This window comes from Steroidobacter cummioxidans (assembly GCF_003104955.1).
In genome coordinates, this window is record NZ_LSRW01000021.1 from 121,921 (window position 1) to 137,439 (window position 15,519).

Genomic DNA, 15,519 nt, shown 5'->3' on the forward strand with positions numbered 1-15,519 from the left:
CAGTAGCGCACTGTTGCCTGTCGAAACGAGTGGATCATGACATTGCAGACCAAACTGTTCATCGGTGGCGAGTTCGTCGACGCGCTCGATGGCGCGACTCTGGACGTCATCAATCCGTTCGACGGCTCGGTTATCACCAGCGTGGCCGAGGCAAAGGCCGCCGACGTTGATAGAGCGGTCGCCGCGGCGACTCGCGCGTTCCCTGCGTGGCGCGCGATGCCGGCCATGCAGCGTGGCCGCTTGCTCGGCAAGCTCGCTGACGCCATCGAAGCGCATGCGGATGAGCTCGCCGAGCTGGAATCGATCGACACGGGACATCCGATTCGCGACACCAAGGGTCTCGATGTGCCGCGCACGGCGGTGACGTTTCGATACTTCGCTGGCATGGCAGACAAGCATCAAGGCAGCGTGGTGCCTGTCGAAGTAGGATTCCTTAACTACGTGCAGCGTGAGCCGGTGGGCGTGGTCGGTCAGATCGTGCCCTGGAATTTTCCGCTGATGTTCACGAGCTGGAAGATGGGGCCGGCGCTCGCGGCGGGTAATACCGTGGTGCTGAAGCCGGCCGAGATCACGCCGCTGTCGACGTTGAAGATCGCGCAGTTGATGGCGGAGGTGGGTTTCCCGCCGGGCGTCGTCAACATCATTCCTGGTTTTGGTCACACGGCCGGTCAGCATCTGGCCGAGCACCCGGGCGTGCAGAAGATTGCGTTCACTGGCTCGACTGCGGTTGGTCGTCGCATCGTGCAGGCGTCGGCAGGCAACCTGAAGCGCGTGCAACTCGAGCTGGGCGGCAAGGGGGCCAACATGGTGTTCGCCGATGCCAACCTGCCGGCGGCCATCAACGGCAGCGCGTTCGCGATCTTTCACAACCAAGGCCAGGCTTGTATTGCAGGCTCGCGACTGTTGTTGCAGGAGGAGATCGCGGCACCGTTCCTCGAAGGCTTCGTCAAGCTGGCCCGGTCCATCAAGCTGGGCAATCCGTTGGATCCGACGACCGAGATGGGGCCGCTGACTTCGCAGAAACAACAGCAGAGCGTGCTCACGTACTGCGAGGTGGCCAAACAGCAGGGCGCTGAGATCATCACCGGCGGTCGCAAGCCGGAAGCTGCGGCGCTGTCGAAAGGATTCTTTGTCGAGCCCACGATCGTGAAGGCGCAGCCGCAGGATCGTGTCTGTCAGGAAGAGGTGTTCGGGCCGTTTGTTTCCGTCACTACGTTCAAGGACGAGGCGGAGGCGATCGCGATCGCCAACTCGACCGAGTACGGCCTGGGTGGCGGCTTGTGGACGACGAATCTGCAGCGCGCGCACCGCATGGCGGGCGCCATGCGAGCCGGCATGGTGTGGATCAATAGTTACAAGCGCGTCAATCCGGGCTCGCCATTCGGCGGCGTTGGCAGCTCCGGCTACGGGCGGGAGATGGGCTTTGAAGCCATGCACGACTACACCGAAGCGAAATCGGTGTGGGTCAACGTAGACGCGCAGATTCCCCCTCACTATCCGCGCTGAGTGTGAGTTGGAAGTCACATCCGCATGCGCCGGAAGCGGATACGGAAGTGTGTCCGCTCGCTGCGGTTCCCGACGGCGGCTGTATCGAAGTGAGCTTCGGCGTGGATGTCGAAGCGTTGCGGCTGATCGTGTTGCGACGTGGCGCGGATGCGTGGGCTTACGTGAATGTCTGCCCGCATTTCTCGCTGCCGCTGAACTCGCGGCCGGGCGAGTTTCTCGTGACGGAGGACCAGCACCTCATGTGCGCGTATCACTGCGCGTTGTTTCGTTTCCATGATGGGCTGTGCGTGGATGGGCCCGCGAAGGATCGAAGTCTAGAAGCAGTGCCTGTGACGATTGTCGACGGTGTCGTGCGGATTGCGACATGAGTGACGATGCCGAACTGTTCGCGCTGCCAGACACGTCCGTGTCGCTTCGAGCGGCGTTCGGGATCGATCGCGACGGTGTCGTGCCGGCGTTCAGTCGCAGCAACGATCACGTGCCGGCGGTCGATTCCTCCTATCGGTTCGATCCGCAAACCACGCTCGCGATCCTCGCCGGCTTTGCGCACAACCGCCGGGTGTTGGTGCAGGGCTATCACGGCACCGGCAAGTCGACGCACATCGAACAGGTGGCGGCGCGGCTCAACTGGCCATGCGTTCGGATCAATCTCGACGGGCATGTCAGTCGCATCGATTTGATTGGCCGTGATGCCATCGTGCTTCGCAATCAGCAGCAGGTGACGGAGTTTCAGGAAGGAATTCTGCCTTGGGCGCTGCGCCGGAACGTCGCGTTGATCTTCGATGAGTACGACGCAGGGCGGCCGGATGTGATGTTTGTGTTGCAGCGGGTGCTGGAGGCGGAGGGGGCGCTGACATTGCTCGATCAGAATCGAGTCATTGCGCCGCATGCGTGCTTCAGGCTGTTTGCCACGTCGAACACGATTGGCTTGGGAGATGCGAGTGGGCTGTACCACGGCACGCAACTGATCAATCAGGGACATTTGGATCGGTGGCATATCGTTGCGGTGTTGAACTACCTGAAGCCGGGCGAGGAGATGGCGATCGTTCGGGCGCGAGTGCCGGCGCTGATGGATCGGTGGCCGCATGCGGTCGAGGCGATGGTGACGCTCGCCGGGCTGATTCGGAGTGCGTTCGTCGCGGGAGATATTTCGACGGTGATGTCGCCCCGGGCGGTGCTTTCGTGGGCCGAGAATGCGGTGATCTTCGGCGACCTCGGGCGCGCATTCGAGTTGAGCTTTCTCAATAAGTGCGATGAGTCCGAGCGGGCGGCGGTGATGGAGCTGCATCAACGCTGCTTTGGGGGCGCGTGATGCGTGCCGTTCCCAGCAGTGAGGATCGGCTGGGGCGGCTCAAGCAGGCGTCACTGACGACGCTCAAGGCGATCAGCGATAGCGTCGATCCGCCGGGGGCGACGGCATTGATTGGAGCGATACGACAGCTGCCGAACGATTCGCACGCGTTCGCGATCTGGCGTGGCCGCGTCGACGCGCATGCCTTGCAAGTGAGGTTCAGCGATGAAGCGCTTCACGGCGAACTGCGGCCTGCTGGCGCTGCCGCGCCGCTGTTCGATGCGCTCGAGCAATGCCGGGTCGAGGCGCTTGGCGTGCGGTTGTTTCCAGGCGCTCGTGAGAATCTTCGAGCGTTCCACGAATCCCGTCGGATCGACTCCCGGGATCAGGCGGTGCTCGACGCAGCAATGATTCGCCTGATGCCCCTGATTGAGGATCAACGGGCATTCGGGATCGAGGCGGCTAAGCTCGCGATGACGATCATGCGCGGCGAGCAAAGCGATGCCGAAGCGCTGTTGAACGAGGCGAGCCGCAGATCTGACGAAGACGCAGACAATCAGCGGCCGCAGCTCGCGGACTCGACAGAGCAGGCGCAGAGCGCACACGTCGACATTCTGCGTCGAGTGAGCAACGAGCCTCGGGGCCGTGTGGTGCCAAGGGCGGCGGTCAAGGATGCGGGCGAGGTGACGAACTATCGCGTCTTCACCCGACAATTCGATGCCGTCGTCGATGCCGGCGCTCTGCTGACCGACGAAAAGCGTCGCGAGCTCTCTCGCCGATTCGAAGAACTCTCAGCGGCCTGCCGCAAAAACGTCGCCCGCTGGGCCCATCGTCTGCAGCGCTACTTGCTCTCACGGCAGCGTCGATCCTGGGCCTTCGACTGCGAAGAGGGCTTGCTCGACTCAGGTCGTCTGACGCGTGTCGTGTGCGATCCACTGCAACCGCTGTTGTTCAAGCAGGAAGCCGAGACGGACTGGCCCGAAACTGCCGTCACGATCCTGATCGACAGCTCCGGCTCGATGCGAGGCCAGCCCATCGTGATCGCTGCGGCCTGTGTCGAGCTGCTCGGTGCGGTACTGGAACGCTGTGGAGTAACGACAGAGATCCTCGGCTTCACGACACAGCGATGGCGAGGTGGGCGCAGCCGGGAACGATGGATTGCCGCCCATCGGCCATCGAGCCCGGGGCGCCTCACCGACCTGCATCACATCGTCTATAAACCCGCCGACGTTCCCTGGCGTCGTGCCCGCCGCAACCTCGTCGCCATGCTCGATGAATCCCTGCTCAAAGAAAACGTCGACGGCGAGGCGTTACTGTGGGCCCACGAGCGACTGCGTCGCCGTCCCGAGCGCCGCAAGATTCTGATGGTCATCTCCGACGGTGCGCCGCTCGACGACGCGACGCTGTCAGCAAACGATTTCGGCTATCTGGACCGGCATCTGCGCGCGGTCATCGAATCTCTGGAAAGCAGCGGGACGGTGCAGCTGCTGGCCATCGGCATCGGCCACGATGTCGGCTCTTACTATGCCAATGCGTTTACTGTTACCGAGCCCCAAGAACTCGGCGAAGCCATGGTGAGGCAGCTCGCTGCGCGCCTGCACGGCGGCCGCAGCAGCCGACAGCGAACGGGTCGCGGGTCGAGCCTATGAACAGAACGCACGAACAGAGTTCCGCGATGGTAAAGCACCTGGTGATGTGGCGCTTGCGTGCCGCCGAGAATGGCGAGCGTGCCGAGCAACTAGCATCGATCGCGCTGGCTATCGAAGCCATGCGCAACGGCATTCATGGATTGCAGCGGGTCGAGCTGGGACGCGACCAATCGCAGGTGAGCGATTCGGCCGACCTGGTCCTGTATTGCGAGTTCGACAGCTGGGCGGCGCTGCAAGGCGTACGAAAAACCCATCCGCTGCAATGAAACAAAACTCAAAAAACGTTTTGATCGGGCCGCTGCGCATCGAGCGTCGCGTGGTCGACTACGAAACCAGCATGACGGTAGACGCATGACATCCGGGGGAACAATGAGAACACGATGGGTCCATGTACTCGCGACACTGCTCTCGGGCGCGCTGACGCTCGGCGCGGGGCACGCGCAAGCATCCAGTGACGATAGAGCAATCGNCACTGCAGCGGCCGAGGCGTTGGGCGGGCTAGAGAGAGTGCGCTCGGTCAAGAACATTACGCTGTCCGGCTATGGCCAGTACGCCTATATGTTTGGCGGCGGCAATATCACCGGCTCGCCCGAAGCCCCGCAGAAGTATCAGGCGGCCAACGATTTGAAGCGCGTCTACGATCTGGAACACGGTCGTTTCCAGCAGCTCGAGCGCCGCAATTTCCTGTTCCCGTTCGCGGCGGTGTTCGGTCACTCGTTCGCGCAGGCCAATCTGGTGCTCGATGGCGATATCGGCTACGAGACGGCGCCCGATGGCAAGGTCACCCGTTCGCGCAAGTGGATCGAAAGCCCGCTGCACATCGACGGCGTGCACATGCGCCGCATGTGGATGTTGAACAATCCGGTTGCACTGGTGCGTGCGGCACTTGATCCCGCCAACAAACTCGGCGCGCCCCGCAAGGAAGGCGGTGTCACCGTGCTCGACCTGACCTTGAAGCAGGGCGACACGCTGAGCTTCGCCATCGACGCTCGTTCCAAGCTGCCCACGTGGGTGCGCTGGAAGAATCCGCACAGCAACCTCGGGCAAGTGACCCTGACGACCTATCTCAATGGGTACGCGCCGTATGGCGGCTTGCTGATGCCGCTGGGATACGTCACTCGCATCGACTGGCGCAACGTCGACTACTTCAAGATGTATGTCGACGACTATGTGGTCGACACGCAGATTGCCGATCTCGCTGCGCCGGAGGCGGTGCGCTCAGCCTCTGATGCGGATCCCGTGGTCACCTCCGAAGCGACGCAGGTGGCTCCCGGTGTCTGGCGTCTGACGCCCTACGGCAATACGGTGTTCGAGTTCGCCGATCATCTGGCGATCTACGAGCTCGGCGGCAGCCACGCCGCTGCGAAAGCAGCGATCGACAAGGCGCGCACGCTGGTGCCAGGTAAGCCGCTCACCGAGTACATTCCTTCGCATCATCACTTCGATCACACAGCGGGATTCCGTGTCGGCGTGGCCGAAGGGCTGACCGTCGTTTCGCGCTATGGCAACGAAGGGATTTTCCGCGAGATGGCCGAGCGTCGTGCGCCGGACTATCCGGATGCACAGGAGAAGAACCGCAAGCCCTTCAAGTTCCGCGGCTTCGACGATCATCTGCGTCTGTCTGACTCTAAGGCTACAGTCGATCTGTATTGGGGTCGAGGCAACACGCACATGGCCGACGCGGTGTTCGCATATGTGCCGGCGTCCAAGGTGTTCGTGGAAGGTGACATGGCCACCGCGGCCCGCGACTATCAGTTCTGGGGCGACAATTACATGGACAATGTCGAGCACTACAAGCTCGAGGTGGAGACGCTCTCGACCGTGCACATGGGCATCATGAAGCCGGCCGAAGTGGTCGAGATGGTGAAGGGCGGTGTACAGCGGGCTCGCGAGCGTTGCGCGGCCGAGCTTGCGAAGGGCAATTACTTCCCAGGGTGCCCCATCGTCAGCAATCGGTATTGATCGGGCTGACACGGGGCAGCGTTGCTGCTGCCCCGTGTTGCAAGGTCAGATCATGCCGTTCTTGTTACGAGACTTCTCCTGCGGCGGAATGGCTTCGGTCACGGCCCAGTGCTCGGCGATCTGGCCGTCCTGGATGCGGAAGATCTCGATGGTTGCTACGGGACCGTTGGGATCTTCGCGGCGGAAGTGCACGGCGACCAGATCGCCCTCGGCAATGACGCGCGCGAACTCGGGCATCACCCCCTGGCCCTTGGGCGCCATCATATCGATGTAGTTGAGAATCGCAGCCCGCCCGGACGGGATGTTCGGCATGTGCTGAATGTAGTCTTCGCGCACGATTTTCATCACGGTTTGCTTATCGCGCGACTCGACGGCGCGGAAGAACTGCTCCACCAGCATCTTGTTGGCGGGCAGGTCATTGGCGCTGCCGGCCAGGCCGACGCTGGCGGCCAGCAGCAGGCCGGCCGCGCCTGCGAACAAATATTTCATCGTCGATCTCCGGGTAGGGGCGCGATTGCCCGCTGTTAATACGTGCCAGCCGCCTGCGCCCGGACAAGAATTGTCGACAGGCGTGCCCGTGTTTCGTTTATCCGAAAGCAGATCGCTTCGAAAAGGAAACACCATGGTTTCGTTCGCACGCATTGTGAGCGGCTGTATTGCCGCCGCGTTGCTCTCGGCCGCCGGGCCCTCGCTGGCTCATCACTCTTTCCCGGCGACTTACTACATCGACAAGTCGGTCACCATCAAAGGCAAGGTGGTGCAGTTCATGTTCCGCAATCCGCACTCGATGATCATCATCCTCGCGCCCGGCCCCGACGGTAAGGACGTGCGCTACGCGGTGGAATGGGCTGCGGCCGGCGCGCTCGCCAAAGACGGCCAGGCGTCGCGCGAGTCTTTGAAGCCTGGCGATTTCGTGATCGTCACTGGCGCGCCCGGCCGGCAAGAGACCGATCACAAGATCCGCCTGAACCAGATCGAGCGGCCCGCCGACGGTTGGAAGTGGGGCGGCAGCTTCGAATAACCGCGCATCGCGGTTGCGCCGACAACGAATAGAGCAGGGCGGCGCAGGTCATGCCGCCCTCCATACCAATCAGCTTCGGGGGGAGAGCGATGACCAATTCGCAAGCGCAGTGGGATACGTCGTATGAATGGAAGGCCGTCACGCTGTTGACGCTGGCCTTCGGTCTGGTCGGGCTGGACCGATGGATCATCGCACCCCTGTTTCCTTCGATGATGCAGGACCTAGGCCTCGACTATCAGGCGCTCGGCAATCTGATCGGCGCGCTGGGTCTGGCGTGGGGCGTATTCGCGATCGTTGCGGGCGGTCTGTCCGATCGGCTGGGTCGTCGCAAGATCCTGGTGCCAGCCATCATCGGCTTCTCGCTGCTGTCGGGCCTGAGCGGATTCGCGCAAGGTCTGACCAGCTTGATCGTCATTCGCGCGCTGATGGGCATCACGGAAGGCTCGTTCTGTCCCACCAGCTTCGCCGCGACCGCCGATGCGTCATTGCCGACCCGGCGCGGTTTCAATCTTGGCGTACAACAGAGTGCGTTTCCGCTGCTGGGCCTTGCGCTTGGTCCCATCATTGCCACGCAGCTGCTGCAGGTCGTGAACTGGCGGTGGGTGTTCGTGCTGGTCGCGATCCCCGGCTTGATCCTGGGCGTGCTGATGTGGCGCTTGATTCGTGAGCCGGCGACGGTCGGTGTGAATGCGAAAGCGGAGCGCGCGCCGCTCGGCGATCTGCTGAAACATCCGAACGTGAAGCTTGGCATGGTCGCGCTGATGTGCGCGATGAGCGGCATCTTCGTGTTGAGCGCCATGGTGCCCAACTATCTGGTCGATTATCTGAAGCTCACGACGGTGCAGATGGGCTTTGTGACTTCGGCGATCGGCTTCGGCGGGTTCCTGGGGCAAGTCGTGTTGCCGGGGGCTTCGGATCTGCTGGGCCGAAAGCTCGTCGCGGTTTCCGGCTTCGTGCTGGGTGCCGCATTCCTATATGCCTTCATGCACGTCGGTCCGAATCCGGCGCTGTTGTTTGCACTGCTGTTCATCTGCTGCTTTTTCTGTTTCGGATTGCTGGGGTTGATCACCGGCCCGATCGCAGCTGAAGCGGCACCACGCGGTCTGATCTCTTCAACCGCCGGCATCATCATCGGCACAGGTGAGATTTTCGGCGGCGGCATCGCGCCTGCGATCGCCGGCAATGTCGCGCAAACCTATGGAATTCAGCACGTGCTCACGATGGCGCTGATTGGCCTGTGCGCTGGCGTCGTGGTCAGTTTGTTTCTGCGTGAGACCGCACCTCGCAAGATCGAGGCTGCACTGGCTGAAGCATAAAAACATCGCCGACCAGAATGTCGGTGGCGGAGCGAGCCATACGTTTTGTTTTCAGTCGCTCCTAAAACATCTGCTGATCATGGGGGAAACTATGCTTCGCTTGCCAAGAAAATCGATGAGCCTGTATGGCCTGGCGCTGCTGTCCGCATCGTCGGGTCTGGCCGCCGCACCGCAGGATGCCGCTGCTCCGGTGACGGACACTGGCGTGTCCGGTAGCGGCCTGGAAGAGGTGATGGTCATGGCCCGCCGCCGTGAGGAGAGCTTGCAGGAAGTGCCGCTCTCCATCACTGCGATGGGCACGAAAGACCTCGAGGTGCGTGGCATCGATACGACGGAAGGCTTGAATCGTATGGTGCCCAACGTCGTGATCGCCAGCACCAATTTCTTCGGTCGGCAGGGCGGCAGCTTCCGCATGCGTGGTCTGCCGAACGTCGGCGTCTACGTGGACGGCATCGCATCGAACGCCAGCGCCGGCACACTGATGAACATCGTCGAGGTGGATCGCGTCGAAGTGCTGCGAGGCCCGCAAGGCACGCTGTTCGGCAAGAACGTCATCGGCGGCGCGATTCAATACATCACCAAGCGCCCGCAGGATACATTCGGCGGTCGCGTAAAGTCGTCGATCGGCTCGTACGATCGCTTCGATGTGTCCGCCAACATCGATATTCCGTTGAGCGAGACGTTCCTCACCAAGATCACCGCAGCCAAGCTGTCGCGCGACGGTTTCGTGCCGAGCACGACCATCGACAAGCGCTTTGGCAGCCAGAACGACACGACCGGCCGGCTGGACCTGCTGTGGAAGCCGTCGGACTCGTTCAACTGGCGGGTGGCCGCGGGTTACGACGATCAGCGCACCAACGGCAATCCCTCGACGGTGTGGGCGCTGAATCCTGTGTGCGTCGGCGATCCGAATCCGCCGGCGAACTTCCCGGGCGGCGCGCCGAATTTCCCGTGTCTGTATGAAGCTGCGGGCCTGCCGATCAATCAGGACTACGTCTATGGCGCCCGTGGGCAGCGCAAGACGGCCAGCGATTACAACGGCCCCGAGCTGTACACGAAGGTCAAGTCGTTCTCCACCGAGATCAACTACGAGATGAGCGATACCTGGGCGTTGAAGGGCATCGGCAGCCGTCGCGAGCTCAAGACCACAGCTTACGCGGACTTCGACGGTACGCCTTATCGCATCTTCGACGGTGCCAATTACAGCGAGCCTGAAGAGACGACCGCCGAGCTGCAGTTCCTGTTCAGCGGCGAGCGCCTGCACGGCACCAACGGCCTGTACTACTACAACAACGAGAACTACGGCCGCCGCATCAACTGGCTGGCGAACGATCTGAAGCGCGAAGTCGATCCGGTTCGCAACGCGCTGGCGTCGGCATACATCGGTGGGTTCTTCTTCGCGCCGGTGATCGATCAGCTGTCGTACACCAAGACCGAAGGTTGGGCGGTGTTCGCCGAGTGGACCTATGACGTGACCGACAAGTTCTCGATCACGGCCGGTGCGCGCTACAACGAGGACGAAGTCACGAACGCGCAGTACACCCCGCGCAGTCCTGTGCCGGTTGCTTGCTGTTCACCCGTGCTGAGTGTGGAAACCGATGGCGGTCCGGCTCGCGCGGGCACGGCGCTGGGTGACAAGTGGACCAACATCGCGCCGCGTCTGTCGTTCCAGTATCAGTGGACCTCGGACATCATGACCTACCTGACGTACTCCGAAGGGTTCAACCAGGGCGGCGTCAACAACGTCAATGGGCTGGCGATCGGCTTCGATCCGGAAACGCTGAAGAACTACGAGATCGGCTTGCGCTCGGATCTGTTCGATCGACGGCTGCGTCTCAATGCTTCGGTGTTCTATGGCCAGTACCAGGACATCCAGGTCAGCGAAGAAATCATTCCTCGCTTCCCGACCACGACCAACGCCGGCGAGGCGAAAGTGAGGGGCATCGAGATCGAGGGTGTGGTGCTGGTCACTGACAACTTCACCATCAACTACGGCGCGGGCTGGCTCGACTCGGAGTACACCGATCTGGGTACGTCGACGGCGATTCCGCTCGGCGCGCGCTTCCCGTATGCGCCGGAGAAGTCATACAGCATCGGCGCTCAGTACGACATGCAGCTCACGTCGGGCGCGCTGACGTTCCGCACCGACTACGGTTGGCAGGATGAGGTGGATACGGCGGCTGACATCCAGAAGTCGGTGATCCCTGCGTACGGCCTGCTCAGCGCACGCATCATGTATGCGCCGCCCAATGGCAAGTGGGATGTGTCGCTGTTCGGCTCGAACCTGACGAATGAGTATTACCGCATCAACGGTTTCTACATTCCGACGGATCAGATGGACAACGGCACGCTCGGCCGGCCGCGCGAGTGGGGCCTGACCTTCGGCTTCCGCTTCGAGTAACGAGTTCCCCTGGGTGGTTCGTGCCGGGCGTGTATGCGCCCGGCATGGACCGCCAATTTTCTCAAACGGAGTGTCGATGCGAGCGAACGCGCTGCGACTTGTTTTGGCAACGCTGTCAGTGGCCGCGACGGCGAATGCGAGCACCCCGGACGCGAGTGCTGTCTTCTCACCGGTGGTGCAGGCACTGGTGTCGAAGATGACGCTCGATGAGAAGTTGACGATGGTGCAGGGATCACGCGATCCCGCTTACAACGGCGGCGCGGGTTACATCGCCGGCGTACCGCGTCTTGGCGTTCCGCCGCTACGGATGGCCGATGGTCCCGCCAACGTCTATGTGAGATACGAAACGACGGCGCTGCCTCAGCCCATCACGTTGGCCGCGACGTTCAGTCGAGATTACGCGAAGCAGTACGGTGCGATCCTCGGGCGTGAATCGCGCGCCACTCGCAACGATGTGCTGCTCGGTCCGATGGTCAATCTGTCCCGGTTGCCGAACTGGGGCCGGAATGTCACGAGCTTCGGCGAGGATCCATTCGTCATCGGTCAGATGGCGGCGGCCGAGATCGGGGGCATTCAGTCCACCGGCACCCTGGCAAATGCCAAACATTTTCTCGCGAACAATCAATCGCTCAATCAGGGCGGCGGCATCTTTGGTGCCGACGGCTTCGATTTCATCGTCGACCCGCGCACGCTGCACGAGATTTATTTGCCGGGATTCGAAGCGTCGCTGCAAGCGGGTGTGGCCTCGGTGATGGCCTCGTACAACAAGACCAATGGATTCTGGAATGCGGAGAACGAGGGCAATCTCATCGGCTTGTTGCGCGATGAGCTGCGATGGGATGGCTTCGTCGTGTCCGATTGGCATGCGAATCGGAGCACCCCGTCCATCGTCGCAGGCTTGGATATGGAGATGCCCGGCGTCGGTCCCCAATATCCCACCGGTCGTGAAGGCGCGAAGTGGGGCCCGCGACTGAAGGCGGCCATCGAAGGCAAACAGGTCAGTGGCGATGCGTTGGATCGGGCAGTCGGACGCGTGCTCACGCAAATGGAGAAGTTTGGCTTCCTCGACGGGACGAGAGTGCCCGGGCCCACCGAGATCGATGTTGAAGGTCACGCGGCATTCGCTCGCAAGCTGGCGGGTGAGGGCGCCGTGCTGCTGAAGAATCAAGGAAACATTCTGCCGCTGAGCGGTGAGGCTGCGGGTGACGTGCTGCTGATCGGGCCAACGGCAGATCAGTTGGCGATTGGGCCGGGCATCTCCGGCTTCGAGTCACGTTTTATATCTCCGCGCGAGGCGTTGCAGCGCTCGTTGGGCTCGAGCGCGCCGATGAAACACGTCGTGGGCGACGAATTGACAGGCGTTGCGATTCCAGCAGCGGCCCTCACACCGGAGGGCGGACAGGGGGCCGGGTTGATGCGTCGTGCGTCCGACTCGACGCCGATGGGGGTCGATGCAGGCGTCAACTTCATCGGCAACCAGGCTTTGCCAATCGGGCAGGGTTATTCATGGCGCGGCACGCTCAAGGTGACTGAGAGCGGTACATATGCACTGCAAGTTCACACCTGGGGCGGCACGGGCGTGCTCAAGATCGATGGGCAGCCGCGCGCCTACTCGGCGGCCGTGCGCTTCGGCCATGGTATTCCTCGCAAATATTCGAGCGTCGTGCCGACCAAGGATGGCTTGGATAACGCGCAGTACAGCGTCGATCTGGTCGCGGGCAAGGCCTACGCCATCGAGGTCGAAGGTCAGGCCGAGCCCGAATCGAAACTGCAGGTCCGCCTCGCCTGGGTCACACCGGCAATGCGCAGGCAGAACATCGCCGAGGCTGTCGCAGCTGCGAAGGAAGCGCGCACTGCTGTGATTTTCGCGTGGGCACGCAGTGGAGAGTTCGACGATCCGGATCAGGCGCTGCGATTGCCAAACGATCAGGACGAGCTGATCTCGGCCGTGGCACGAGTGAACTCGCGAACCATCGTCGTATTCAACAGCGGCAGTCCGCATGACATGCCCTGGCGCGATCGGGTCAAGGGCATCGTGTATCTGTGGTATCCGGGCCAGGAAGGCGGGTGGGCAACGGCGGATGTGCTGTTGGGCAAAACCAATCCCGGCGGCCGATTGGCGATGACGTTCCCGAAGAAGTTCTCCGATGTCGCGGCGTTCGATCCCAAGCATCCCGAACGCTACACCGGTGTGAACAAGCAGGTTGTGTACTCCGAAGGCATCTTCACTGGCTACCGTCACTTCGATGAGCACAAGATCGCGCCGCTGCATCCATTCGGCTTCGGTCTTTCGTACACGACGTTTGCCTACTCGAACTTGAACGTCACGCCGCGTGGCGATGGCTTCGATGTGAGCTTCACCGTGCGCAACACGGGCAAGCTTGCCGGGGCCGATGTACCGCAGGTGTACCTGGAGCGCCCGGTGAAAGCACCGGTGCCCATGGCACCGAAGACGCTGGTCGGATTCGAGCGGGTGACGCTGGCACCGGCCGAGCAGAAGACGGTGACCGTGCACGTGACACTGCGGCAGCAATCGTACTGGTCCGAAGCGGATCGAGGCTGGCGCAAAGCTGAGGGCGCAAGAGGCATCGTCGTCGGATCATCGTCGCGCGATATCCAGCTTTCCAGCCGGCTACCCCAGTCATCGAGGACACCATGATCGTCAAGAACAAAGCACGGTCCCGCTCGCTGGTGCAGGCGCTGGCATTGGCCGCAATCGGTACAGCCGGCATCGCATCGAACGCATTCGCGGCAGGCGCGATCCCCGACCTGTCCGGCTTCTGGGAACTGAAGCACGATAGCAAGAAGGTGGGCCCGGCCGAGTTGACCGCCGAAGGAAAACGTCTGTCCGAGGCGAGCCGGCCGAAGGTTGAGGACGGCATGATCATGACGTACGCCTCGCGCTGGTGTCACCCGCTCGGCACGCCCTTCATCATGGGCGATTCCGCGCCGCTGGATCTGGTTCAATCCAAGAAAGAGCTGGCGATCACGGCTGAGGTGCAGTCCTCGGCGCGTCACATCTATCTGGACGGCCGAGCGCATCCCGATATGGATGCGTTCGATCCGACCACCAACGGCCACTCGATCGGACGCTGGGAAGGCAGCGTGCTGGTGGTGGACACCGTTGGCTTTAACGATCGTGGCAATCCCATGGTGCCGGGTGGTGGCGTGCGCGGCGAGAGCTCGCACCTGGTCGAGCGTTACGAGCTCATCGACGGCGGCGAGCGACTGAAAGTGACGTTCACGTGGACCGATCCGAAGATTTTCGTGAAGCCGCACACCTATTCGTTCACCTACTACAAGGCGCCGGCCGAGACTTATGCGCTGGAGTACTTCTGCGATTCCAGCGATCCGGAGCGTGCGAAGACGGCCGAAGAGCCGACGCAAGTCCAGAGTAAAGAATGAGCATGCAACGACGCGACTTTCTGCGTTGCACGGGCGCCGCGGCCTTGGGCGGAGCGAGCGCCGCCGCGACGGCGATTGGCGGGTTGGGCGCTGCGATGCTGACGTACTCGGGCGTGTCGAAGTCCGCTACGCGTCGTTATGAACTGGGCATTCAGTTTTTCACGTTCAATGCACTGGCGACGCAAGGCTGGGACAAATTCTCCGAAGCGATGGGCATCGCACGCAGGCTGGGGTACGAGGCCATTCAGTTCGCGGGTTTGATGGGGCACTCGCCCGAGCTGATTCGCAAGCGTGCCGCGGAGTTGGGGTTGGCGCTACGAACCCTGCACATCGGCAATGATCAGGTGCGCGCGTTTCGTGCCCCGGGCGGTCCGATCAGCGAAGCGCAGGACGCCGTATATACGCCGGCCGGCATCGTTCAACTGACGCGCGTTAATGTGCCGCTGGCGCGAGATCTGGGATGCGAATGGGCGGTTGTCGCGGCCTCAGGACCAACCAATGTGCAGTCGCTGGACCACGTGCGTCGCATGTGTGACGCGATCAATGCTGCGAACGACATCGCACGTAAGGCGGGTATCGGGCTGTCCTACCACGGGCATGGCCCGGAGTATCGGTCGCTGGAAGGCCAGAACGTATTCGAGTTCATGCTCGCGCATACCGATCCGACGATTCGTTACGAGCTCGATGTCGCGTGGGTTGCCGCTGGTGGCGCCGATCCCGTGGCGTTGATCGAGAAACACGCATCTCGCATCGTGAGCTTTCATCTGAAGGATTGGAACAAGGCCGGCAAGGCGGTGACCGTCGGTGACGGCGCCATCGACTTCGCCGGTATCTATCGCGCCGCTGCGCGCATCGAGCGTCCCATCTTCAACGTGGAGTGCGAAGGCGGGCCCGGTGTGGACCTGACGCGCGAGGCGCGACGTAGCCTGGAGCATCTGCGCCCGTTGGGCTGGACGCTGACAGCATAG

The 15,519-nt window shown here is 62.2% G+C and carries 12 protein-coding genes; 11 read left to right on the plus strand and 1 reads right to left on the minus strand.

Annotated elements, in window-relative coordinates; all coding sequences use genetic code 11:
- Positions 1 to 42 precede the first annotated feature (42 nt).
- From D0550_RS13245 to D0550_RS13265, 5 genes are read left to right on the plus strand one after another with little or no spacing between them, the layout of a single operon-like run.
- Positions 43 to 1,506 (plus strand): aldehyde dehydrogenase family protein, encoded by a 1,464-nt coding sequence (locus tag D0550_RS13245; protein ID WP_116809736.1) that lies wholly within the window; start codon positions 43 to 45, stop codon positions 1,504 to 1,506.
- Positions 1,507 to 1,508: 2 nt separating this feature from the next.
- Positions 1,509 to 1,874 carry a Rieske (2Fe-2S) protein gene (locus D0550_RS13250; RefSeq protein WP_206606256.1) on the plus strand — a complete coding sequence of 122 codons (366 nt, stop codon included), beginning with the start codon at positions 1,509 to 1,511 and terminating at the stop codon, positions 1,872 to 1,874.
- Positions 1,871 to 2,818, plus strand: coding sequence for an AAA family ATPase (locus tag D0550_RS13255; RefSeq protein ID WP_116809664.1), 948 nt, complete (start codon positions 1,871 to 1,873; stop codon positions 2,816 to 2,818). The genes D0550_RS13250 and D0550_RS13255 overlap by 4 nt, the downstream gene beginning before the upstream one ends.
- The gene (locus D0550_RS13260; RefSeq protein ID WP_116809665.1) at positions 2,818 to 4,446 is read left to right on the plus strand and encodes a cobaltochelatase CobT-related protein; all 1,629 of its coding nucleotides are present in this window, start codon (positions 2,818 to 2,820) and stop codon (positions 4,444 to 4,446) included. Before D0550_RS13255 ends, D0550_RS13260 begins: the two co-directional genes overlap by 1 nt.
- 26 nt (positions 4,447 to 4,472) lie before the next feature.
- On the plus strand, positions 4,473 to 4,712 hold the full coding sequence (locus tag D0550_RS13265; RefSeq protein WP_161965808.1) for a Dabb family protein: 240 nt from the start codon (positions 4,473 to 4,475) through the stop codon (positions 4,710 to 4,712).
- 1,741 nt (positions 4,713 to 6,453) lie between these two features.
- Here D0550_RS13265 and D0550_RS13275 read toward each other — a convergent pair.
- Positions 6,454 to 6,897, minus strand: a complete 444-nt coding sequence (locus tag D0550_RS13275) for a nuclear transport factor 2 family protein (RefSeq protein WP_161965809.1) — start codon at positions 6,895 to 6,897, stop codon at positions 6,454 to 6,456.
- Positions 6,898 to 7,030: 133 nt separating this feature from the next.
- Between D0550_RS13275 and D0550_RS13280 the strand changes: the two genes are divergently transcribed.
- The 6 genes from D0550_RS13280 (at position 7,031) to D0550_RS13305 (ending at position 15,519) form a co-directional block, all read left to right on the plus strand.
- Positions 7,031 to 7,429, plus strand: a complete 399-nt coding sequence (locus tag D0550_RS13280; RefSeq protein ID WP_153067148.1) for a DUF6152 family protein — start codon at positions 7,031 to 7,033, stop codon at positions 7,427 to 7,429.
- 89 nt (positions 7,430 to 7,518) lie between these two features.
- Positions 7,519 to 8,745: an MFS transporter gene (locus tag D0550_RS13285; RefSeq protein WP_116809670.1), complete on the plus strand. Its 1,227-nt coding sequence runs from the start codon at positions 7,519 to 7,521 to the stop codon at positions 8,743 to 8,745.
- A 115-nt stretch (positions 8,746 to 8,860) separates the two neighbouring features.
- On the plus strand, positions 8,861 to 11,146 hold the full coding sequence (locus tag D0550_RS13290; protein ID WP_161965810.1) for a TonB-dependent receptor: 2,286 nt from the start codon (positions 8,861 to 8,863) through the stop codon (positions 11,144 to 11,146).
- 76 nt (positions 11,147 to 11,222) lie between these two features.
- Positions 11,223 to 13,805, plus strand: a complete 2,583-nt coding sequence (locus D0550_RS13295; protein ID WP_116809672.1) for a beta-glucosidase — start codon at positions 11,223 to 11,225, stop codon at positions 13,803 to 13,805.
- A complete protein-coding gene (locus tag D0550_RS13300; RefSeq protein WP_116809673.1) occupies positions 13,802 to 14,551 on the plus strand; it encodes a hypothetical protein in 750 nt (249 codons plus the stop codon). Before D0550_RS13295 ends, D0550_RS13300 begins: the two co-directional genes overlap by 4 nt.
- Positions 14,548 to 15,519 carry a sugar phosphate isomerase/epimerase family protein gene (locus tag D0550_RS13305; RefSeq protein ID WP_116809674.1) on the plus strand — a complete coding sequence of 324 codons (972 nt, stop codon included), beginning with the start codon at positions 14,548 to 14,550 and terminating at the stop codon, positions 15,517 to 15,519. Before D0550_RS13300 ends, D0550_RS13305 begins: the two co-directional genes overlap by 4 nt.

Coding starts and splice junctions, on each gene's coding strand:
- D0550_RS13255 (WP_116809664.1), top strand. CDS start 1,871: ATGAGTGACGATGCCGAACTGTTCGCGCTGCCAGACACGTCCGTGTCG.
- D0550_RS13305 (WP_116809674.1), top strand. CDS start 14,548: ATGAGCATGCAACGACGCGACTTTCTGCGTTGCACGGGCGCCGCGGCC.
- D0550_RS13265 (WP_161965808.1), top strand. CDS start 4,473: ATGGTAAAGCACCTGGTGATGTGGCGCTTGCGTGCCGCCGAGAATGGC.
- D0550_RS13290 (WP_161965810.1), top strand. CDS start 8,861: ATGAGCCTGTATGGCCTGGCGCTGCTGTCCGCATCGTCGGGTCTGGCC.
- D0550_RS13285 (WP_116809670.1), top strand. CDS start 7,519: ATGACCAATTCGCAAGCGCAGTGGGATACGTCGTATGAATGGAAGGCC.
- D0550_RS13300 (WP_116809673.1), top strand. CDS start 13,802: ATGATCGTCAAGAACAAAGCACGGTCCCGCTCGCTGGTGCAGGCGCTG.
- D0550_RS13280 (WP_153067148.1), top strand. CDS start 7,031: ATGGTTTCGTTCGCACGCATTGTGAGCGGCTGTATTGCCGCCGCGTTG.
- D0550_RS13295 (WP_116809672.1), top strand. CDS start 11,223: ATGCGAGCGAACGCGCTGCGACTTGTTTTGGCAACGCTGTCAGTGGCC.
- D0550_RS13275 (WP_161965809.1), bottom strand. CDS start 6,897: ATGAAATATTTGTTCGCAGGCGCGGCCGGCCTGCTGCTGGCCGCCAGC.
- D0550_RS13260 (WP_116809665.1), top strand. CDS start 2,818: ATGCGTGCCGTTCCCAGCAGTGAGGATCGGCTGGGGCGGCTCAAGCAG.